The organism is Microbacterium oxydans (assembly GCF_900095745.1).
In the GTDB taxonomy this organism is placed as follows: domain Bacteria; phylum Actinomycetota; class Actinomycetes; order Actinomycetales; family Microbacteriaceae; genus Microbacterium; species Microbacterium oxydans_B.
Genome location: NZ_FMIR01000018.1, coordinates 117,215 through 138,287, shown reverse-complemented (window position 1 = coordinate 138,287; position 21,073 = coordinate 117,215). Strand labels below are relative to the sequence as shown.

The 21,073-nt window shown below is 68.4% G+C and carries 17 protein-coding genes; 16 read left to right on the top strand and 1 reads right to left on the bottom strand.

Annotated features, from left to right (window positions below):
- Positions 1 to 20 precede the first annotated feature (20 nt).
- From BQ2383_RS13345 to BQ2383_RS13315, 7 genes are all read left to right on the top strand, one after another.
- Complete coding sequence (locus BQ2383_RS13345; RefSeq protein ID WP_091034950.1) at positions 21 to 269, top strand: AbrB/MazE/SpoVT family DNA-binding domain-containing protein; 249 nt, start codon at positions 21 to 23, stop codon at positions 267 to 269.
- Positions 266 to 631, top strand: a complete 366-nt coding sequence (locus BQ2383_RS13340) for a type II toxin-antitoxin system VapC family toxin (RefSeq protein ID WP_091034947.1) — start codon at positions 266 to 268, stop codon at positions 629 to 631. The genes BQ2383_RS13345 and BQ2383_RS13340 overlap by 4 nt, the downstream gene beginning before the upstream one ends.
- A gap of 102 nt (positions 632 to 733) precedes the next feature.
- Positions 734 to 1,285, top strand: a complete 552-nt coding sequence (locus tag BQ2383_RS13335; RefSeq protein WP_091035867.1) for an OsmC family protein — start codon at positions 734 to 736, stop codon at positions 1,283 to 1,285.
- 78 nt (positions 1,286 to 1,363) lie between these two features.
- The gene (locus BQ2383_RS13330; protein WP_091034945.1) at positions 1,364 to 3,052 is read left to right on the top strand and encodes an ABC-F family ATP-binding cassette domain-containing protein; all 1,689 of its coding nucleotides are present in this window, start codon (positions 1,364 to 1,366) and stop codon (positions 3,050 to 3,052) included.
- 93 nt (positions 3,053 to 3,145) lie between these two features.
- Complete coding sequence (locus tag BQ2383_RS13325) at positions 3,146 to 4,261, top strand: GuaB3 family IMP dehydrogenase-related protein (RefSeq protein ID WP_091034943.1); 1,116 nt, start codon at positions 3,146 to 3,148, stop codon at positions 4,259 to 4,261.
- Positions 4,262 to 4,319: 58 nt separating this feature from the next.
- Positions 4,320 to 5,078, top strand: a complete 759-nt coding sequence (locus tag BQ2383_RS13320; protein ID WP_208617678.1) for an SURF1 family protein — start codon at positions 4,320 to 4,322, stop codon at positions 5,076 to 5,078.
- A gap of 237 nt (positions 5,079 to 5,315) precedes the next feature.
- Positions 5,316 to 9,938, top strand: coding sequence for an ExeM/NucH family extracellular endonuclease (locus BQ2383_RS13315; RefSeq protein ID WP_091034938.1), 4,623 nt, complete (start codon positions 5,316 to 5,318; stop codon positions 9,936 to 9,938).
- Between the two features lie 163 nt (positions 9,939 to 10,101).
- Here BQ2383_RS13315 and BQ2383_RS13310 read toward each other — a convergent pair whose 3' ends face one another.
- Positions 10,102 to 10,908: a DeoR/GlpR family DNA-binding transcription regulator gene (locus tag BQ2383_RS13310; protein ID WP_091034936.1), complete on the bottom strand. Its 807-nt coding sequence runs from the start codon at positions 10,906 to 10,908 to the stop codon at positions 10,102 to 10,104.
- 229 nt (positions 10,909 to 11,137) lie between these two features.
- Between BQ2383_RS13310 and BQ2383_RS13305 the strand changes: the two genes are divergently transcribed.
- The 9 genes from BQ2383_RS13305 (at position 11,138) to BQ2383_RS13265 (ending at position 20,956) form a co-directional block, all read left to right on the top strand.
- Positions 11,138 to 12,433: an ABC transporter substrate-binding protein gene (locus tag BQ2383_RS13305; protein WP_091034933.1), complete on the top strand. Its 1,296-nt coding sequence runs from the start codon at positions 11,138 to 11,140 to the stop codon at positions 12,431 to 12,433.
- An 80-nt stretch (positions 12,434 to 12,513) separates the two neighbouring features.
- Entirely contained in the window at positions 12,514 to 13,437 is a 924-nt protein-coding gene (locus BQ2383_RS13300) for a carbohydrate ABC transporter permease (RefSeq protein WP_091034931.1), read from the top strand.
- 2 nt (positions 13,438 to 13,439) lie between these two features.
- A complete protein-coding gene (locus tag BQ2383_RS13295; protein WP_091034929.1) occupies positions 13,440 to 14,285 on the top strand; it encodes a carbohydrate ABC transporter permease in 846 nt (281 codons plus the stop codon).
- A 47-nt stretch (positions 14,286 to 14,332) separates the two neighbouring features.
- Positions 14,333 to 15,196, top strand: coding sequence for a ketose-bisphosphate aldolase (locus tag BQ2383_RS13290; RefSeq protein WP_091034927.1), 864 nt, complete (start codon positions 14,333 to 14,335; stop codon positions 15,194 to 15,196).
- A gap of 37 nt (positions 15,197 to 15,233) precedes the next feature.
- Entirely contained in the window at positions 15,234 to 16,442 is a 1,209-nt protein-coding gene (locus tag BQ2383_RS13285) for an ADP-dependent glucokinase/phosphofructokinase (protein WP_091034925.1), read from the top strand.
- Entirely contained in the window at positions 16,439 to 17,416 is a 978-nt protein-coding gene (locus BQ2383_RS13280; RefSeq protein ID WP_091034922.1) for a class I mannose-6-phosphate isomerase, read from the top strand. Before BQ2383_RS13285 ends, BQ2383_RS13280 begins: the two co-directional genes overlap by 4 nt.
- A gap of 50 nt (positions 17,417 to 17,466) precedes the next feature.
- A complete protein-coding gene (locus BQ2383_RS13275) occupies positions 17,467 to 17,979 on the top strand; it encodes a DUF3817 domain-containing protein (RefSeq protein WP_029262271.1) in 513 nt (170 codons plus the stop codon).
- Entirely contained in the window at positions 17,976 to 19,562 is a 1,587-nt protein-coding gene (gene guaA, locus BQ2383_RS13270) for a glutamine-hydrolyzing GMP synthase (RefSeq protein WP_091034920.1), read from the top strand. Before BQ2383_RS13275 ends, guaA begins: the two co-directional genes overlap by 4 nt.
- Before the next feature lie 8 nt (positions 19,563 to 19,570).
- Positions 19,571 to 20,956, top strand: a complete 1,386-nt coding sequence (locus BQ2383_RS13265) for a glycosyltransferase (RefSeq protein WP_091034918.1) — start codon at positions 19,571 to 19,573, stop codon at positions 20,954 to 20,956.
- Positions 20,957 to 21,073 lie beyond the last annotated feature (117 nt).

The following is a 21,073-nucleotide window of genomic DNA, read 5'->3' as shown; positions in this document are numbered from 1 at the left end:
GCGAGTGGTACCGTGGGGCAATGGATACCACATTCGTCGCACCGATGGGTGATCGTGGTCGTCTGGTCATCCCGGCCGAGCTCCGCAGCCGCCAGCATTGGGAGCAGGGTGTGCCGCTGCTGATGATCGAGACTGCGGGTGGGGTCATCCTGGTCACCCGCGAGCAGGCCAAGGCCCTCGTCAGGTCTCAGCTGGAAGGCAAGGACGTTCTGGAATCGCTTCTCGCCGAACGTCGGGCGGCCGCAAGCTCCGAGGACGCCGCTGCGTGATCGTCCTGGATGCGTCCGCACTCCTCGCATTCCTGCAGGGCGAACCCGGAGCCGATCGCGTCGAGGAGGCTCTCGACGAAGCGGTGGTCGGAGCGGCGAACTGGTCCGAGGTCGCGCAGAAGGTGCGCGCCTCCGGTGCCGACTGGGGCGTGGCGTCCGGACTGCTGCTCAGCTATCGACTGCGCGTCGAGCCGGTGTCGCACCGTGACGCCGAGGAGGCGGCCCGGCTGTGGAAGCGTGGGAGCGGCCTTTCGCTCGGCGATCGGCTGTGCCTCGCGGTAGCGGCGCGTCTCGACGCGGTCGCGCTCACGGCGGATCGCGCCTGGGGCGAATCCGAACGCGTCGAGCAGCTCCGGCGGTGACCTGAACCGCGGATCATCGCATCCGTGACGCTCCGTGTCCGGGTGTGAAGCCGGATGACGGGGCTCATGCCGCCCGAGCGCGGGGATCGTTACCGTCGGGCCATGACTCTTCTCCAGGACCAGCTCGCCGGCATCGCCGATGTCACTCCCGCCGAGCGCTCGCAGCGACTCACCGACGCGGGAACCGCGTGGAACGAGCGGATCGCCGCGGATGCCGCGAACGCACAGCTCACCTACCGGGTGAGCGGGCGGGGCATCGGCTCCGTCGCCACCGAGATCCGCGCAGGGAAGCACCGGTTCCTGGTCGACGAGCCCGGCGCGCTGGCCGGTGACGACGTCGCGGCGAGCCCCGTCGAGTACGCGCTGGGTGCGCTCATCTCCTGTCAGGTGGTCGTGTACCGTCTCTACGCGCAGGCGCTCGGTCTCACGATCGATGAGATCGAGATCACCGCGGAGGGCGACCTCGATGTGCGCACGCTCTTCGGTATCGACGAGTCGGGGAGGGCGGGCTTCCACGATGTCCGGGTCTCGGTTGACATCACGGGACCGGACAGCGCCGAGCAGTACGAGAACCTGCGCACCGTCGTCGATGCGCACTGCCCCGTGTTCGATCTCTTCGCGGCGCCCGTGCCGACATCGAGCGCTCTCGCCTGAGCGCGGTTCGGTGCGTGGCGTCCACGCCTGATAGCCTGGTCGGCTCGGCATGCGCGGGCGGAAGGACGGCCACGCACCGTGGGCTACATCGATGTCTCCAGCGTCTCACTGACGCTCCCCGACGGCAGACCGCTTCTCGACGAGGCGACTTTTCGGGTCGGCGCCGGCTCCACCAGCGCCCTGATCGGACCGAACGGGGCGGGCAAGACCACCCTGTTGCGGATCATCCGGGGCGATCAGGCGGCCGATGACGGGGTCGTGACCATCGACGGCGGACTCGGCGTCATGGATCAGTTCGTCGGTCACGGCGAGGCGGGCGAGACGGTGCACCAGCTGCTGACGCGCGTCGCCCCGGCCCGCATTCGCGCGGCGGCCGAAGCTCTCGAGGCCGCCGAGAACGCACTGATCGAGCGCGACGAGCACGACACGCAGATGGCGTACGCGTCGGCGATCTCCGAGTATGCGGACGCCGGCGGCTACGAGCACGAGACCGTCTGGGATCAGTGCACGGTGGCCGCGCTCGGCGTGCCGTTCGAGCGGGCGCGGTATCGCGAGCTCACGACGCTCTCGGGCGGAGAGCAGAAGCGGCTCGCGCTCGAAGCCCTGCTGCGCGGACCCGACGAGGTGCTGCTGCTCGACGAGCCGGACAACTACCTCGATGTGCCGACCAAGCGCTGGCTGGAGGATCAGCTGCGTCAGACGCCGAAGACCGTGCTGCTCGTCTCGCACGACCGGGAGCTGCTCGCCCGTGCCGTCGACCGGCTGATCACGCTCGAGCCGGGCGGCGCCGGTGCCACGGCGTGGGTGCACGGTGGAGGGTTCGCCACCTACCAGCAAGCGCGGACCGACCGGATGGACCGCCTCGACGAGCTGCGTCGGCGCTGGGACGAGCAGCACGAGAAGCTGCGCACGCTGGTCGCGAACCTCAAGGTGAAGGCGTCGGCGAACGACGGCTTCGCCTCGCGCTATCAGGCGGCGCAGACCCGCCTGCGCAAGTTCGAGGAGGCGGGGCCGCCCGAGGAGCGACCGCCCGCGCAGGACTTCGACATGCGTCTGCGCGGCTCCCGCACCGGCAAGCGGGCCGTGGTCGCACAGCGTCTCGAGTTGACCGGGCTCATGCGTGCCTTCGATGCGGAGGTCTGGTACGGCGACCGGGTCGCAGTGCTCGGTTCGAACGGATCGGGCAAGTCGCACTTCCTGCGACTGCTCGCGCGCGGCGGCAGCGACCCTGATGCCACCCTCGGCCATGTCACGACGACCGGAGAGCAGGTCAGCGCGGTCGCGCACACCGGCACGGCGACTCTCGGTGCACGCGTCGTGCCGGGGCTGTTCGCGCAGACCCATGCGCACCCGGAGTTCGTCGGGCGCACGCTGCTGGAGATCCTGCACCGCGGCGACGATCGTCGTGCGGGGATGCCTCGGGATGCCGCGAGTTCGGCACTCGACCGGTACGGGCTCGTGCGGCAGGCGCAGCAGACGTTCGACTCGCTGTCGGGCGGGCAGCAGGCGCGGTTCCAGGTGCTGCTGCTCGAACTCTCCGGGGCGACGCTGCTGCTGTTGGACGAGCCGACCGACAACCTGGACCTGGAGTCCGCCGAGGCGCTGGAGCAGGCCCTGGCGCGGTTCGAGGGGACGGTGCTGGCGGTCACCCACGACCGCTGGTTCGCCCGGTCGTTCGACCGCTTCCTGGTCTTCGGGTCGGACGGCGACGTCTATGAATCGGGCGAACCCGTGTGGGACGAGAAGCGGGTGGCTCGTGCGCGCTGACGGCGCGGGTTCAGGACGCGGGATGGCTCCCGAGCTCGGATCCCTCTCCCCGCACGGAGGCGTCCGACCGCCGGGTAGGCTGGAGGGGTGACCATGGAGATCGAGCTCGGCCGAGGAAAGCGCGCACGTCGCGCGTACACGTTCGATGACATCGCGGTGGTGCCTTCTCGGCGCACGCGCAACCCGGAGGACGTGTCCACTGCCTGGACGATCGACGCCTTCGGTTTCGGCATCCCGGTGCTCGGAGCCCCCATGGACTCGGTCGTTAGCCCGCAGACGGCGATCATGCTGGGCCAGCTGGGCGGACTGGGCGTGCTGGACCTCGAGGGGCTGTGGACCCGGTACGAGAACCCGGAGCCGCTGCTCGCCGAGATCGCCGGTCTCGACGAGGCAACGGCCACGGTCCGCATGCAGGAGCTGTACTCCGAGCCGATCAAGCCCGAGCTCATCACTCGCCGCCTCGCCGAGATCCGCGAGGCCGGCGTCACGGTGGCGGGCTCGCTCACGCCGCAGCGCACGCAGGAGTTCTACGACACGGTGGCTCGTGCGGGAGTCGACCTGTTCGTCATCCGCGGCACCACGGTCTCGGCCGAGCACGTGTCCAGCGTCGCCGAGCCCCTGAACCTCAAGAAATTCATCTACGACCTCGACGTCCCCGTCATCGTCGGCGGAGCCGCCACCTACACCGCGGCCCTGCACCTCATGCGTACCGGAGCAGCCGGAGTGCTCGTCGGCTTCGGCGGGGGAGCGGCGTCCACGACCCGCGCGACCCTCGGCATCCACGCGCCGATGGCGACTGCCGTCTCCGACGTCGCCGCCGCGCGACGCGACTACCTCGACGAGTCCGGCGGCCGCTACGTGCACGTCATCGCCGACGGGGGAGTCGGCACCTCCGGCGACATCGTCAAGGCGCTCGCCATGGGAGCGGATGCCGTCATGCTCGGCGTCGCGCTGGCCCGTGCCACCGACGCGCCGGGACGCGGATTCCACTGGGGTCCCGAGGCCCACCACCCGAAGCTCCCGCGCGGTCGTCGGGTCGAGGTCGGCGGCATCGGCACGCTCGAAGAGATCCTCTACGGCCCCGCGCCGGTCGCCGACGGCACCGCGAACCTGATCGGTGCGCTGCGGAAGTCGATGGCGACCACCGGATACTCCGACCTCAAGGAGTTCCAGCGGGTCGAGGTCGTGCTCGCGCCGTACGAGGCCTGAGGTTCAGCGCACCACCGTGACGACACCTGCTCTGTTCCCCCCGACCCTTCGTGAGGTCATGCTCCGGGGACGCTGGATCGGCATGCTGCTGCTCTGCCTCCTCGTCGCCGGTGTGTTCGCCTGGCTCGGCCAGTGGCAGCTCGAGCGCGCGATCGAGACCGATCCGCCGGACCCCGGCGCGACCGAGCAGGTGCAGCAGCTCACTGACGTCCTCGAGCCGGCGCAATACCTCCCGGAGCCCCTGGTGGGACAGCGGGTGGAGACCTCCGGTGCGTGGGTTCCCGAGGACTTCATCGTCGTGTCGAGCCGGTTCAACGACGACGTCGAAGGCTACTGGGTCACCGGTCAGCTGCGCGTCGACGAGCGCACCTCCATCGCGGTCGCGATCGGATGGGCGCCGGATCGGTCCACCGCCGACGCGGCGGTGGAGGAACTCGAGGCGGGTGCCGACGGCTCTCCTGTCGATATCACCGGGCGCATCATCTCGGACGAGGGCCCCAAGGTCCCCCCGCACTCCGATCCCGCACAGCTGGACAGGATGTCGCCCGCCGCGCTTCTCAGCCGCTGGCACGACATCGAGCAGCTCGACGTCTACCGCCCCTACCTGGCTTCGACCACCGCGTCGGCCGGGCTGGTCGACATCTCGTCGCCGGCCCCCGAGGAGATGTCGCCGGTGAACTGGCTCAACGTCTTCTACGCCGTGGAATGGGCGATCTTCGCCGGGTTCGCGTTCTACCTCTGGTATCGCCTCGCGAAAGACGCCTGGGAGCGCGAGGTCGAAGAGTTCGAAGACGCGGCGGCCGCGGAAACCGTCTGATCGATCCGCGCATCCGCGCGCGATTCGGTGCGCAATTGCGTGCCGCCGCCTCCCGATAGCGACCTTCGTCAGGGGTCGTCGAGGCCATCCGGTGAGCGCTGGATGTCGAATCGGAAAACTCCGTTGAGGATGTCCGGACCGCTACGTATGCTCGCACCATGTGAGCATGCTGGGAGTTTCCCCTGTGTGCAGCGTCAGTCCTGAGAAGTGTCGAACCCGACCGAGGAGACAGCACCGATGATGTCCGCTCCAGACGACGAGAACCGCATGGGTTCCGTCTCGCACCGTAGAAGTCGGGGGCGCATCGGCGCTCTCGCCGTGACCTGCGTCGCCGCGCTGAGCCTCGGCTCGCTGGCCGCTGTGCCCGCCACAGCCGACACCACCGGCACGGGGGTGGTGATCAACGAGGCGTACCTCTCCGGCGGCAGCGCAGGGGCGGCGTTCAAGAACAAGTTCGTCGAGCTCTACAACCCGACCTCGGCGCCGATCACCCTCGACGGCATGTCGCTGCAGTACCGGTCCGGCACCGGCACGGGCGCCGCCAACGGCGTCGCCGCGCTCACCGGCGTGATCCCGGCCGGCGGTCACTACCTCGTGCAGGGCAACAGCAACGGCGCGAACGGTGCGGAGCTGCCCGCTCCCGACGTGGTCAGCACCTTGACCCCGAGCGGCACCACCGGAACGCTGGCGCTGGTCGAGGGTACGGCCGCCGTGACACTCACCCCGGGTTCGGCCGTGGGCGTCGACGGCGTGGTCGACCTGCTCGGCTACGGCACCTCGAACACGTTCGAGACGAAGGCGGCCACCCCGCCCGCCGGCAACACCGACGTGAAGTCGCTGAATCGCACCGACGGTGTCGACACCGACGACAACAGCGCCGACTTCACGCTCTCGGCCACCATCACCCCGCAGAGCTCCGGCGACACCGACCCGGGCACGGACCCGGGCGGCGAGCCGACCAAGGCGACGATCGCCGAGGTGCAGGGCACGACCGACGTGTCTCCGCTGAGCGGCAAGACCGTGCAGGTCGAGGGCGTCGTCACCGCCGACTACCGCACCGGCGGCTACAAGGGCATCGTCATCCAGACGCAGGGCTCCGGCGGTGCGACGGACGCGACGCCCGGTGCCTCCGACGGCGTGTTCGTCTTCCTGAACGCACTGGCTCCGAGCCTCGAGATCGGCGACCTCGTCTCGGTCACCGGTTCCGTGAGCGAGTACTTCGGCCAGACGCAGCTCAACCCCGCTGCGGCCGCCGACGTCGAGGTGCTCACCGCGGGTGTCGGCGTTCCCGCCGTCACGCCCCTGCCCGCCACGGTGCAGGGTGCCGACCGCGAGCAGTACGAGAACATGTACGTGGCTCCCGAGGGCAGTTACCGCCTCGCGTCCAGCCACCAGCTGTTCAACTTCGGCTCGCTGTGGCTGAACGCCGGAGCCGACCTCGCGGTGAAGAGCACCGAGACCACGCGTCCGGGCGACGAGGCCGCGGCGATCGCCGCAGCCAACCGCGCCAACCGCATCCTGCTCGACGACGGCTGGTCCATCCAGGTGTCGAACAGTGGGCACCCGGGCGAGCAGCCGTACTTCACGAAGGATGCCGTCGTCCGCAACGGCGACACGGTCGACTTCGGCGACAACGGCTACGTGCTGCAGTGGGGCTTCAACGACTGGCGTCTGCAGCCCGTCGTGCCGATCGACGACTCCTCGTCCGCCGACCTCAAGGTCGGCTTCGAGGCGACGAACCCGCGCACCGCATCCGCGCCCGAGGTGGGCGGCGACGTCCAGGTCGCGTCCTTCAACGTCTACAACTACTTCACGACGCTCAAGAGCGAGAACTCGAACGCCCGCGGGGCCGCGAACGCGGCGCAGTTCGCGATCCAGAAGTCCAAGATCGTCGCGGCGATCAACGGACTCGACGCCGAGATCGTCTCGCTCATGGAGATCGAGAACTCGGTCAAGCTCGGAAAGCCCGTCGACACGGCCCTCAAAGACCTGGTCGCGGGCCTCAACGCCGACGCCGGCAGCGATGTGTGGGGCTACGTTCCCACGCCCGCAGCGCTGAACGATGCGGCGACGACCGACTTCATCACCAACGCGATCATCTACAAGAAAGACGCCGTCGAGACGGTGGGCGACAGCGCGACCGTCACCGACGAGACCGTGTGGGGCAACGCCCGCGAGCCGATCGCGCAGGCGTTCGACATCGACGGTCGCGTCGTCACTGTGGTGGCGAATCACCTGAAGTCGAAGTCGCCGCCCGAGGGGGCGGGCGCGGAGCCGGCCGACGGCCAGGGCTTCTTCAACGCCGACCGCGTGAAGCAGGCGAATGCGATCCTCGCCTTCACTGCCGACCTCGAGGAGACCACCGGCAGCAGTGACATGCTGCTGATCGGCGACTTCAACGCCTACGGCAAGGAAGACCCGATCAACGTGTTCACGTCGAACGGGTGGAGCGACCTCGTCGCCGACAAGACCGATGGCCAGTACACGTACACGTTCGACGGCGAGCTCGGTTCGCTCGACCACGTGATCGCGTCGCCGTCGCTCGCCTCGTCGATCACGGGCGCAGGCGTGTGGGGCATCAACTCGCCGGAGTGGAGCGACCGCGGCTACGCGTACGGCGCCACCGACGAGGGCACGCCCTACCGGTCCAGCGACCATGACCCGATCATCGTCGGCGTCTCCTCGGAGATCCCGCCGGTGAGCATCGACGTCGTCACGGTCAACGACTTCCATGGACGGATCGAGGCCGACGGTGCTGCCGCCGGTGCCGCCGTCCTCGCGGGAGCCGTGAAGCAGTTCCGCGACGAGAACCCGAACACGATCTTCGCCGGTGCCGGCGACCTGATCGGGGCTTCGACGTTCACCTCGTTCATCAACGATGACAACCCGACGATCGACGCGCTGAACGCGGCCGGTCTCGATGTCAGCGCTGCGGGCAACCACGAGTTCGACCAGGGCTGGGAAGACCTGCGCGACCGCGTGCAGGAACGTGCGGACTGGGAGTACATCTCGTCGAACGTGTTCGTCACCGAGACCGGCGAGCCTGCGCTCGCACCGGCCTGGGTGAAGGAGCTCGACGGCGTGAAGGTCGGCTTCGTCGGTGCCGTCACCGAAGACCTCGACTCGCTCGTCTCGCCCGAGGGCATCAAGGACCTCGAGGTCCGCAGCATCGCCGACTCCGTGAATGCGGTGGCCGACGATCTGCGCGACGGTGACGAGTCCAACGGTGAGGCGGATGTCGTCATCCTGCTCGTGCACGAGGGCGCCTCCAGCGTCGAGCTGTCGAGCATCACCCCGGATTCGCCCCTTGGCGAGATCGTCTACGGTGTCGACGACGACGTGGACGCGATCGTGTCGGCACACACCCACCTCGCGTACAACCACGTGATCGACGGCCGCCCGGTCGTCTCGGCGGGGCAGTACGGCGAGAACCTGGGCCTGATGAACATCAAGGTCGACCCGAAGACGAAGGACTTGATCTCGATCACCAACGAGATCAAGCCCCTCACCGCTGCCGGCAAGCCGCTGTACCCGGCGGTGCCCGCGGTGCAGGCGATCGTCGACCAGGCCAAGGCCGAGGCCGACGTGCTGGGCGCGATCAAGGTCGGCGACATCACGGCCGACTTCAACCGCGCACGCCAGAGCGACGGCAAGACGGAGAACCGCGGTGGCGAGTCCACCATCGGCAACTTCGTCGCCGATGTGCAGCAGTGGTCCACGGGCGCCGACCTGGCACTCATGAACCCTGGGGGCATCCGCGCGAACCTCACCTACGCCTCGTCCAACGCGAACGACCCGAACGGCAACGTCACCTATCGCGAGGCGGCGACGGTACAGCCGTTCGCCAACACGCTGGTGACGCTGACGCTCACCGGCACGCAGCTGAAGGGCGTGCTCGAGGAGCAGTGGCAACCGGCGGGTTCGGCGCGTCCGTTCCTGAAGCTCGGAGTCTCGGAGGGGCTGGTCTACACCTACGACCCCACCGCGGCGCAGGGCTCGCGGATCACGTCGATCACGCTCAACGGCACGCCGGTCGACCCGGCAGCGAACTACACGGTCGCCGCCAACTCGTTCCTCGCTGCGGGTGGAGACAACTTCTTCACCTTCAAGGAGGGCGCGGGCAAGCGCGACACCGGCAAGATCGACCTGCAGTCGATGGTCGACTGGTTCGACGCGAACAAGACCGCGAGCCCCGACCAGGCTCAGCGCGCGGTCGGTGTCGCCGTCAGCGCGGCGGATGCCGACGGCTACAGCGCCGGCGACCAGGTGACGGTGTCGCTCTCCTCGCTGGCCTTCAGCGCGGGCGAGCCGGCGCCGGGCGATGTGACGCTCTCGCTGGGCGACACGGTGCTCGCCACCGGAGCCGTCGACCCCGCAGTCGTCGACACCACCGATGAGGGTGGGCGCGCCAGCCTCACCTTCACTGTTCCCTCGGGCGTCTTCGGCGAGCAGTCGCTCACTGTCGCGGTCGCCGGAACCGGGACGACGGTGCAGGTGCCGTTCACGATCGCCGGTGAGGAGGAGTTCGCCGGCACGATCGCCCTCGGGTCGTCCAAGGTGACGGCGGGCAAGAACCTCAAGGTGACCGGTGAAGGATACGTGCCCGGTGAGACGGTGAACATCGAGCTGCGTCCGAAGAAGGGCAAGCCCGTCCAGGTCGGCACGGTCCAGGTGGGGGCTGACGGTACGTTCAGCACCCAGGTCACCGTGCCGAAGAGCGCGCCGTCGGGCAAGTACACCGTCGCCGCTTCTCAGGCCGACGGGGACGCGGCGACCGCCACGGTCACCGTCAACCGCGCCGGCGGCATCATCGGCGCGATCCTCGACTGGCTCTGGGAACTGCTCACCCGGTGGTTCTGATCGGGGAAGAGCGGTTCTGATCCGCTAGTCGGATGACACAGGCGGAGGCCGCCGGGAGCAATCCTGGCGGCCTTCGTCGTCGCCGTCGCGCGGCCTGCCTCCGCCCCCGCACGGCTTCGGAGTTCGAGGCGCGTACCCCGCGGGCGCGAACAGGCGTCTGGCCCTACGGCGTGAGTACCTGGACGTCGGCCTGCGCGAGGGCAGCGGCGATGCGCGGCGGAGGGGGAGCGTCTGTGATCAGGTAGTCCGCGCGCTCGAGCAGCGCGATCTGGGCGAAGAACCGACGCCCGAGCTTGGTGGAGTCCGCGAGGATGGCCGTGCGCTCGGCGCGCTGGATCATCTCCGACATCATGGCGGCGTCGCCGAGGTTCGACGTCGAGTATCCGGCCTCGTCGACCGCACCCACAGCGATCAGGGCGAGGTCGCAGCGGATGTCGACCTCCGGGCCGCCCGGGGTCATCGTGAAGGTCACGGGGCCCGTCGTGGCCTGCGTGATCGACCGCACCGCCCCGCCGAAGACGTACAGGTCGCGGAAGACCGACGGTGACAGTTCGCCGGGGATGCGCAGGTTGTTCGTGGCGATCGTCAGATCGTGATGATTGCGCAGCGCACGAGCGACGGCGAGCGTCGTCGTCCCGGCGTTGAGCATCACGACGGAGCCGTCTTCGACGAGACCGGCGGCGATGCGCGCGATGCGCTCCTTCTCCTCCGTCTGCATGCGCAGGCGCACGTCGAGGGCGCGGTCCTTGAGCTGGCCGCTGGCTGCGCTGACCGCTCCGCCATGCGTGCGGATCAGGACTCCCTCTCGATCGAGTTGGTCGAGATCTCGGCGGATCGTGTCGATCGACACGGCGAAGTGCTCCGCCAGATCGCTCACGGTCACCTGACCGGTCTGCTCGACGTAGGTGGCGAGGTCGGCTTTCCGTCCGGCGGGGAGACGGCGTCGCTGTCCGGTCGCTGAAGCATTCATGCACCCATATCTAGCACAGGAACAGAGGCAACGCGGCATACTCGTGCAGAAAACGGCATGTCGACGAAACCCGGGGGCGTCCGGTTATGTCGCAGAAAGCCGGGGGTGCGGGTCCGAAAGTGTGAAGAATGCGCTTGACGAATCGGCATGAGACGGCATAACATGGCTCAAAACCGCATGAACAAGCATTGAAGCGCGTGATGCGGCACGATCTCAACGAGGAGAAGTGATGAGCACAGTCGGAAGAGGGCAGCGACGAACCCGAATGATCGTCGGCGCCGGAACCGCGGCGGTTACCCTTCTGGCCCTGGCGGGTTGCACGCCCGGCTCGGATGGCGACAGCGGCGGTGACGGGAAGGTCACCATCGAATTCGCGCAGTGGTGGGAGCCGGAACTGCCCGACGGCGAGTTCCGCGCACTCATCGACGAGTTCGAGGAGGCGAACCCCGACATCACCGTCGACCTGGTGAGCGGCCCGTACGCGTCCACCAAGGAGCAGCTCTTCGCCGGTGCGGCATCCGGCACCATGCCCGACGTGGTCGGACTCGACGGCGCGTGGGTGAACGACTTCGCCTCTCAGGGCGTCATCGCCGATCTGAGCGCGCTCATGAAGGAGTACGACTACGACGACAGCGAGCTGGCCAGCCAGATCCAGGTCGACGGCAGCACCTACATGATCCCCGTCGTGAACTTCGTCTACCCGATGTTCACGAACGACGACCTGCTCTCCCAGGCTGGGGTGAGCGCGCCCCCTCAGACCCGCACCGAATTCGCGGATGCGGCGGCCAAGGTGTCGGCGCTCGGCGGCGATGTTTCGGGCTGGGTGCTCCCGCTGTCCCTCGAATCGCCGAACGGCGTGCAGAACGACGTCATGTCGTGGGTCTGGGCATCCGGGGGCTCGATGCTCAAAGACGGTCAGCCCGACCTCACGAACGACGACGTGACCTCCGCAGTCGAGTACATCGGCGGGCTGTGGGACGACGGCGTCATCGCCTCGGGCTCCTTCACCATGAAGGAGCAGGACAAGGTCGAGGAGTTCACCAACGGCCGCGCCGGCATGATGATCGACTCGCTCGCGCACATCAACCTGATCCGCGAGACGAACCCCGATCTGAAGTTCTCGATCTCGGCGATCCCCGCCGAGGACGGCTACGACGGCGAACGCGGCATTCCCTACGCCTCCTGGGGCATCGGCGTCGCCGAGAACTCCGAGCACAAGGAAGCGGCGTTCAAGCTGGTGTCGTTCCTGATGAGCGAGCAGACGAACTCCGAGCTGTCCACGATGGCCAAGGCCTTCCCCGGAAACTCGAAGTCGGTCCCGGACTTCGTGAACGACGACGAGCTCTTCAAGACGGCGTTCGACATCTACCAGGCCGGCTACCCGGCGAACGAGTTCACGGGCCTCCCGGTCGCCGAAGACCTCATGCGCCAGTTCGGTGAGCAGCTCCAGGCCGCGCTCGACGGGCAGCAGTCGATCCCCGACGCGCTCAAGAAGGCGCAGGCCTCGTGGGAAGCGGAGTTCTGACCTCCCGCCTCCCCGCCTGAACGGGGTGCCGCATCGCGATCGCGATGCGGCACCCGACCAACCAAGGAGCTCGAGTTCCCATGAGTCTCAGAACAACCGACGACACCGAGGTGATCGTCACCGGAGTCGCACTCTCGCGGCGCCGACGGCAGCTGCGCAAGACCGGCGAGTCGTACGCCTTCCTCTCGCCGACGGTCATCCTGCTGTTCGTGCTGATGATCGTGCCGATCGTCATGGTGATCGGCTATTCGTTCCAGGACAACGTGATCCTGAACAAGTCGCCCGAGTTCGTCGGCATCGCGAACTACGTCGAGATCCTGTCCGACCCGCGCTTCTGGAAGGCGACGGGCAACACCATCCTCTTCACGGTGACGAGCGTCGCCGCCCACCTCGTTCTCGGCCTCGCCTTCGCGATGATGCTGAACAGCCCGATCCTCGGCCGGTTCTCGCGGTCGCTCTTCCGGGCCCTCTACGTGCTGCCGTGGCTGTTCACGGTCGCGGTCATCGCGGTCCTCTGGCGCATGCTGCTCGCCCCGAACGGCGTGGTCAACTTCCTGCTCAACACCGACATCGAGTGGTTGGCCTCGCCCCAGCTCGCTCTGGGCACGATCATCTTCATCAACATCTGGGCGGGGTATCCCTTCTTCATGGTGAGCCTGCTCGCCGGGCTCCAGGGCGTTCCCGCCGAACTCCACGAGGCGGCCACCGTCGACGGTGCGAGCGCCACGCAGCGCTTCTGGAACGTGACGATCCCGCAGCTGCGTCCGATCATCGTGAGCCTGGTGCTGCTCGACCTGATCTGGACCTCGCAGCAGTTCGCCCTCATCTGGATGACCACCGGTGGCGGCCCGATCGACGTCACCGAGGTGCTCAGCACCTTCACCTACAAGCTCGCTTTCGCCAAATACGACTTCTCGCTCGCGTCGACCTCTGCCGTGCTCGTGCTGCTGATGTCGATGGTGCTCGCCGTGTTCTACGTCCGTCATCAGAAAGCGAGGGACTGACCATGGCTCTCACCGCCCGGAACCAGCGTCGGGTCGGCAAGACCGGCCTCATGATCGGACTCCTCATCGGTGCGGTCTTCGCCGCGGGGCCCGTGCTGTGGATGCTGTCCAGCTCGTTCAAGTCGAACACGCAGATCTTCGAACTGCCGCCGCGGCTGCTGACCGACACGTTCTCGTTCGACGCCTACGTCGCGATCTTCACGAATGCCGAGACGATGCGGTTCTTCCTGAACAGCTACATCGTGGCCGGCTCCGTCACCGTGCTCACGCTGATCGTCGCGATCCAGGCCGCCTATGCGTTCAGCCGTTTCGAGTTCCGGGGCAAGCGGATCCTGAACGTGGTGATCGTGAGCGTGCAGGCGGTGCCGCCGATCACCCTGCTCATCCCGTACTTCGGGCTCATGGTCGGGCTGGGCCTCTACAACTCGTACGCGGGGCTGATCCTCACCTACATGGTGTTCACCCTGCCCTACGCGATCATCATGATGACCGGCTACTTCAACACGCTCCCGAAGGAGCTCGACGAGGCCGTGCGGGTCGACGGTGCCGGATCCATGACGGCCCTCTGGCGCATCCTGGTGCCGATCTCGGTGCCCGGCATCGTCTCGGTCGGCATCTACACCTTCATGATCGCGTGGAACGAGTACCTGTTCGCGCTGACGCTCACGCGCACGATCGACATGCGCACCGTGCCGATCGGCATCCAGCTCCTCATGGGCCAGCACTCCTACGAGTGGAACCAGATCATGGCCATGAGCGTGCTCGGGTCGATCCCCGTGCTCATCCTCTTCCTCTTCTTCCAGCGGTACTTCATCAGCGGCCTCACGGCCGGGTCCGTGAAGAGCTGAACGACGTCCCGTCCGGGGCTCCGACCACCACGAAACAGGAGATACAAGTGCTCTACACCGGCAAATCCATCCTCGATGTCGCGAACGCGAACAACTTCGCGATCCCCGCGTTCAACATCAGCGACTGGGCGATGTTCAACGGCGTCATGGACATCAGCGAGGAGAAGGCCGCCCCGGTCATCATCGCGATCCACCCCGACGAGGTCTCGCACATCACCACCGACCTGATCGCCGCGATGCACTCCCGTGCGCACCGTTCGAGCGTCCCCGTCGCCATCCACTGGGACCACGGCGGCAGCTACGAGCAGATGATCACCGCGATCAAGGCGGGCTTCACCTCGGTCATGATCGACGCCTCCCTGCTGCCGTTCGACGAAAACGTCGCCCTCACTCGAAAGGTCGTCGATGCCGCCCACGCGGTCGGCATCCAGGTCGAGGGCGAGCTCGGCACGATCGGCGCCAACGACAGCTACGGCGAGTCGGGCGCCGCCGAGATCATCTACACGAACCCGGCAGACGCCGTGCGTTTCGTCGCGGAGACCGGCGTCGACAGCCTCGCCATCGCGATCGGCACCTCGCACGGGCTGTACCCGGCAGAGAAGAACCCGGAGCTCCGTCACGACCTCCTGCAGGAGATCAAGGCCGCGGTCGGCATCCCCCTGGTGCTGCACGGCGGATCGGCGAACCCCGACTCCGAGCTGCGCCGCGCGGTCGAGCTCGGTATCAACAAGATCAACATCTCCAGCGACATCAAGGTCTCGTACCACAACCGCATGCGCGAGATCCTCGGCACCGACGAGCGCCTGCGCGAGCCGAACGCGATCCAGCCCGAGCCGATGGCCGCACTGAAGGCCACGGCGGCTGAGAAGATCGAGCTGTTCGGCGCAGACGGCAAGGCCGACCTGTACTGACCGGACGGCAGATCTCGAAGGGGAGGGCGATCGGCGGATGAGCGCTGGCGAGGACAGGCGGCTCGTACTCGGGCTCGGGGGAACGGTCGACTACGAACTGCGGTGGGATGCCGCCGTACTCGAACGGCTGGCCGCCGCGCACCATGTGCGGCGGCAGGAGCTGACCTCGACGGCGCCCATCGTCGACGAGCGATCGCTCCTGGTCGCCGTCCTCGCCCTCGTCGACGCCGGTACGGGCGCGGAGCGCTTCGTCGCATCATCCGACGTGATCGAGGCGTTCTCCTCGCACTTCGAGTACGCGGTGACCCTGGGTGGCACCGGCGTGCGGGCGGGGCTCGTTCTGGACAGCCTCGGAATCCCGAGCATCCAGCATCTGGTGAGCATCGACGACAACGTGCGCCGGCTGCTGCCTCCCGGGGTGTCCTTCGTGTGCTCGGCGACGCAGGACACCCTGGATCCGCACCTGATCGTGCAGTATCCGGCCGGTGCACGCATACGACTTCATGCCGGCGATGTCTTCTCGCCGGGACCCAATCGGCTGATCTTCGCCAACGATCCGCCGAACCGTGAGATGCGGCTCGCGGCCGAGCTGGGGGAGACGCTGGCCACCGCCTCCGTGCTCCTCGTCTCCGGCTTCAACACCATGCAGGACCATGCCCTGCTCGAGCAGCGCCTGGAGCAGCTCCAGGAGGCGTTGCTCCGGCTGCCCGAGGATGCGCTGGTCTACTACGAGGACGCCGGCTTCTACACGCGCGCCTTCGCGGAGACGGTACGCATCCGGCTGCTCCCCGGCATCGACGTGTACGGCATGAACGAGGACGAACTGCAGGAGTACGTCGGGCGGCCGGTAGACCTGCTCGATCCGGCAGACGTGATCCGCGCCCTGGCCGACGTCCGTCGGATCATTCCCGTCCCCGCGCTGGTCGTGCATACGCGGTACTGGGCGCTCGCCATCGGAGCCGAGGCCGACCGCCACCGCGCCGCGCTGGAGAGCGCCGTGCGCGTGGCGGCCACCCGCTATCGGCTCGGTGACGGATTCACGGCGGCGCAGGCAGCCGAGACGGCCCGGATGCCCCGGCACGGGAAGGGAGCCACCCTCGTCGCTGCCGTCACGGCGGCCGTGCCGGATGCCGTCGGCGTCCCGGCATTCGCCCTCGAGGTCGAACACCCGACCACGATCGGCCTCGGTGACACCTTCGTGGGCGGGTTCCTCGCCGCCCATGCCCAGGACGGAGAGTACCCGTGAAACCGATCCGGCTCGCGTCGAACCGTCCGGCCGAACGCTTCTACCGCGGCGGTGCCCGCATCTCTGCCTTCCGCGGGGAGCGCGAGTCCGCACCGCGTGAGCCCGAGGACTGGGTCGGATCGACCACGACGATCCGCGGCGAGCAGGTGCTCGGGCTGACGACGCTCCCGGACGGGAGGGTCCTGCGCGATGCGATCGCCGAGGATCCCGTGTCGTGGCTCGGGTCCGTGCATGCCGAGCGGTGGGGAGCGGACACGCGTCTGCTGGTGAAGCTCCTCGACGCGGGACAGCGGCTTCCCGTGCACGCGCACCCGCACGACGATTTCGCCGCTTCGCATCTCGGCCGCGCGCATGGCAAGGCGGAGGCCTGGTACATCCTCGAGGGAGGGACCGTGCACGTCGGGTTACGCGAGGAGACGACGGTCGAGGCGCTCGCAGACCTGGTCTCGCGCCAGGACGTGGCGGCGCTCCTCGGCCTGCTGCACGAGGTCGAGGTCCGCCCCGGCGATGTCGTCTGGGTGCCACCGGGTGAGCTCCACGCGATCGGTGCCGGGGTGCTGCTGCTCGAACTGCAGCAGCCGGAGGACCTGTCGATCCTGCTGGAGTGGGACGGCTTCGCCATCGACGGCCCCGGCGAGGGGCACCTCGGGCTGGGCTTCGAGCTCGCACTCGCCGCCGTCACGACCGCCGCGCGAAGCCCGGCGGAGCTCGCCGCCCTCGTGCATCCGGCGCCGCGGTCAGGTTCGGTCTTCCCGCGCGCGGCGGATCGGTACTTCCGACTCGAGCGGCGTCCGGTGCACGGACCGTCGGTCATCGAACCCGGGTTCGCGATCGTGATCGTCTCCGACGGCACCGTCGACCTCCGTGGCGAGCTGCTGCCGACCGGCGCCGCAGTCCTCATCCCGGCCGCCGCCGGCAGGATCGAGATCAGCGGCGACGCCGAGCTCCTGATCGCGCGGCCCCCGGCGTCGTGAGGCCGGTCGCGCGGGATCGAGCGGCGAATCCCGGCGGCTAGACTGGACGCATGCCCGAACCGAAAGTCGCCAGCTTTCCGGCGATCCGCGGTGCGCTGAAGTTCTACCAGATCGCGTCGATCATCACAGGAGTCATGCTGCTCCTGCTGCTGACCGAGATGGTGCTGAAGTACACGCCGATCCACCTCGAGCTCTTCCTGGGAGGCTCCGGAGGACCGCTGTGGTTCGCCGGCGTGCTCGCCGGACCCGACTGCCAGTGGTGGTCGCTGTTCGCCCCGATGACCAACTCCTGCGAGATGACCTCGCTGGGCGACGGGTTCAACCTCTCGCTGTTCATCCTGGTCGCGCACGGCTGGTTCTACGTCGTCTACCTCTTCGCGTGCTTCCGCATGTGGAGCCTGATGCGCTGGCGCTTCCCGCGCTTCATCCTCCTCGCGCTCGGTGGCGTCATCCCGCTGCTGTCGTTCTTCATGGAGGCGGTCGTCGCCCGTGAGGTCAAGACCTATCTCGCCACCCGAGAGGCCGCCGAGGCCTCCACCCCCGCCCCGGAAGGTGTCCGTTGACCGAACAGTCCGAGACCCAGCAGCGTCCTGCGCTCGTCGTCGACTTCGGCGCGCAGTACGCGCAGCTGATCGCCCGTCGAGTCCGCGAAGCGGGCGTGTACAGCGAGATCGTGCCGCACACCGCCACGGCCGAAGAGATCGCCGCCAAGAACCCCGTCGCGATCATCCTCTCCGGCGGGCCCTCGTCCGTGTACGAGGAGGGCGCGCCGAAGCTCGACCCGGCGGTCTTCGACCTCGGCGTCCCGACGCTCGGCATCTGCTACGGCTTCCAGTACATGGCCCAGACGCTCGGCGGCGAGGTCGCGCACACCGGACTGCGCGAGTACGGCGCGACGGATGCCGCGATCTCCGGCGACGGCGGCACGCTGCTCGGCGGTCAGCCGGCGGAGCAGAACGTGTGGATGAGCCACGGTGACCAGGTCGCCAAGGCACCCGAGGGCTTCGACGTGCTCGCCACGACCGAGGCGACCAAGGTCGCGGCGTTCTCGAACGAGGAGCGCGGCTTCTACGGCGTGCAGTGGCACCCCGAGGTCAAGCATTCCGACCACGGCCAGCGCGTGATCGAGAACTTCCTGCACAAGGGCGCGGGTCTCGCGTCCGACTGGAACAGCGGCAACGTGATCGCCGAGCAGATCGAGCGCATCCGCGAGCAGGTGGGCGACGCCCGCGTCATCTCCGCTCTCTCCGGCGGCGTCGACTCCGCGGTCTCCACGGCGCTCGTGCACAAGGCGATCGGCGACCAGCTGACCGCCGTCTTCGTCGACCACGGCCTCCTCCGCAAGGGTGAGCGCGAGCAGGTCGAGAACGACTACGTCGAGTCCACGGGCGTGCGCCTGATCACGGTCGACGCGGCAGACACCTTCCTCGGTCACCTCGAGGGTGTGACCGACCCCGAGGAGAAGCGCAAGATCATCGGCCGCGAGTTCATCCGTGCGTTCGAGAAGGTGCAGCTCGACCTCGTCGCCGAGGCCAAGGCCTCCGGTGGCGCTCCGGTGAAGTTCCTCGTACAGGGCACGCTCTACCCCGACGTGGTGGAGTCCGGCGGTGGTGCGGGAACCGCGAACATCAAGTCGCACCACAACGTGGGCGGCCTGCCCGACGACCTCGACTTCGAGCTGATCGAGCCGCTGCGCGCCCTGTTCAAGGACGAGGTGCGCGCGATCGGTCGCGAGCTCGGCATCCCCGAGGCCATCGTCGGGCGTCAGCCGTTTCCGGGGCCCGGTCTCGGCATCCGGATCATCGGTGAGGTCACCGCTGACCGTCTCGAGATTCTGCGTGAGGCCGATGCCATCGCCCGCGAAGAGCTGACGAAGGCGGGTCTCGACCAGGAGATCTGGCAGTGCCCCGTCGTGCTGCTCGCCGACGTGCGCTCGGTGGGCGTGCAGGGCGACGGTCGCACCTACGGTCACCCGATCGTGCTGCGGCCCGTGTCGAGTGAAGACGCCATGACGGCCGACTGGACGCGCCTGCCCTACGACGTGCTGTCGAAGATCTCGAACCGCATCACGAACGGGGTGCGCGACGTCAACCGCGTCGTGCTCGACGTCACGTCGAAGCCGCCGGGGACGATCGAGTGGGAGTAGGGAGCACCATGCTCCCCGATGCGGCGCCGGCTCTGCCCGACGCCGAGTACCTGGTGCTGTCCAGCCGGCTGATCCCGGGCCTGGACGGCGGGTACACGATCGCGACGCTCGCGCGCGCCCGTCAGCTGGCGGGCGCAGGTGTCGCCGACGGCTCCGGCCCGCAGCTGCTCACGTTCGACCCGGGTACCGCGGCGGACCATGCTGCGCACCGCGGGACGTTCGTCGAGCAGGGCTCGCTTCTCGACGCGTCGCGGATGCGCAACCTCTTCGACGAGGCAGTGCAGCCGGATGGCGGAGCGGCAGGCTGGCTGCGCGCTGCCGCCGACGCCGCGGTGACCCCCGATCCCGACGTCGAGTACCGCGTGCTGACGGATGCCGAGGGCCGACCGTTCGCGGCGCTCCCGGTGATCCCGGGCAACCCGGATTGGCATCTCACGGAGGAGCCGGTACTGGTCTACGACGGCGCGGGCGAGGTCTCCGGAGCGCTGCACGGCTTCCGCGGTCTCTACCGCGCGTGGCTCGACCACGTGACGGCCGCGTTCGGTGACCGTCGCATCGTCGTGATCTGCGAGTCCCGCCAATTGGGCGAGCTCATCGCGGACTGGGCGGATCCGCGCGTGCGCATCGTCCACACCATTCACACCATGCACGTCGAGGCGCCGTACACGCCGGACGCGACCATGAACACGCTCTGGACCCGGTGGTTCCGCCTGGCCGACCGGTTCGACGCCGTGATCTGGCCGACCGTCACCCAGCGCGACGATGTGGTGGCCCGGTTCGGGGACGCGGCGTCGCACGTCGTGGTGCCGAATCCCATCGCTCCGGTGGAGGCCCGCGACGACCTGCGCGAGGACGGCCTCGTGATCATGCTCGGACGCCTCGCACCCGGGAAGCGCGTCGACCAGGCGATCCGCGCGTTCCTCGCGGCCGACGTGCCGGGCACCCGGATGGAGATCTGGGGTGGTGGCCCCGAGCAGGGACGACTGCAGGCGCTGATCGAGGAACTCGCGGCGGGGGACCGTGTCGTCCTCGCCGGTTACACGCAGACCCCCGGCACCGTCCTCGATCGCGCATCGCTCCTCGTCACGTCGACGGCGTTCGAGGGGCAGCCGCTCGGTGTGGTCGAATCGCTCCTCCACGGCACGCCCGTGGTGTCGTACGACGTGCGCTACGGCATCCGCGACGTCCTCGGCGTCGGCGGGGGAGTGCTGGTCCCGGACGGCGACATCGAGGCGCTGGGAGACGCGGTCCGTTCCTTGCTGACCGACCCCGATCGACTCGCCGCGCTGAGCGCTGAGGCGCCGACGGTCGCCGCTGCCTGGAGCCCGCAGCGCTCGCTCGACGCCCTCGCCTCCGTGATCGCGACCGCGGTCGCAGCCCCGCCGCGTCGCTGATACCCCGTTCTCCGTCGCGCCGGATCCGGCTCGACGACGGACCCATGCGCGACGGCAAAAGAAATCTCGAAGACTTCTGCCGACGATGTCGATCCGGGCCGTTCCCGTTCGACGTCT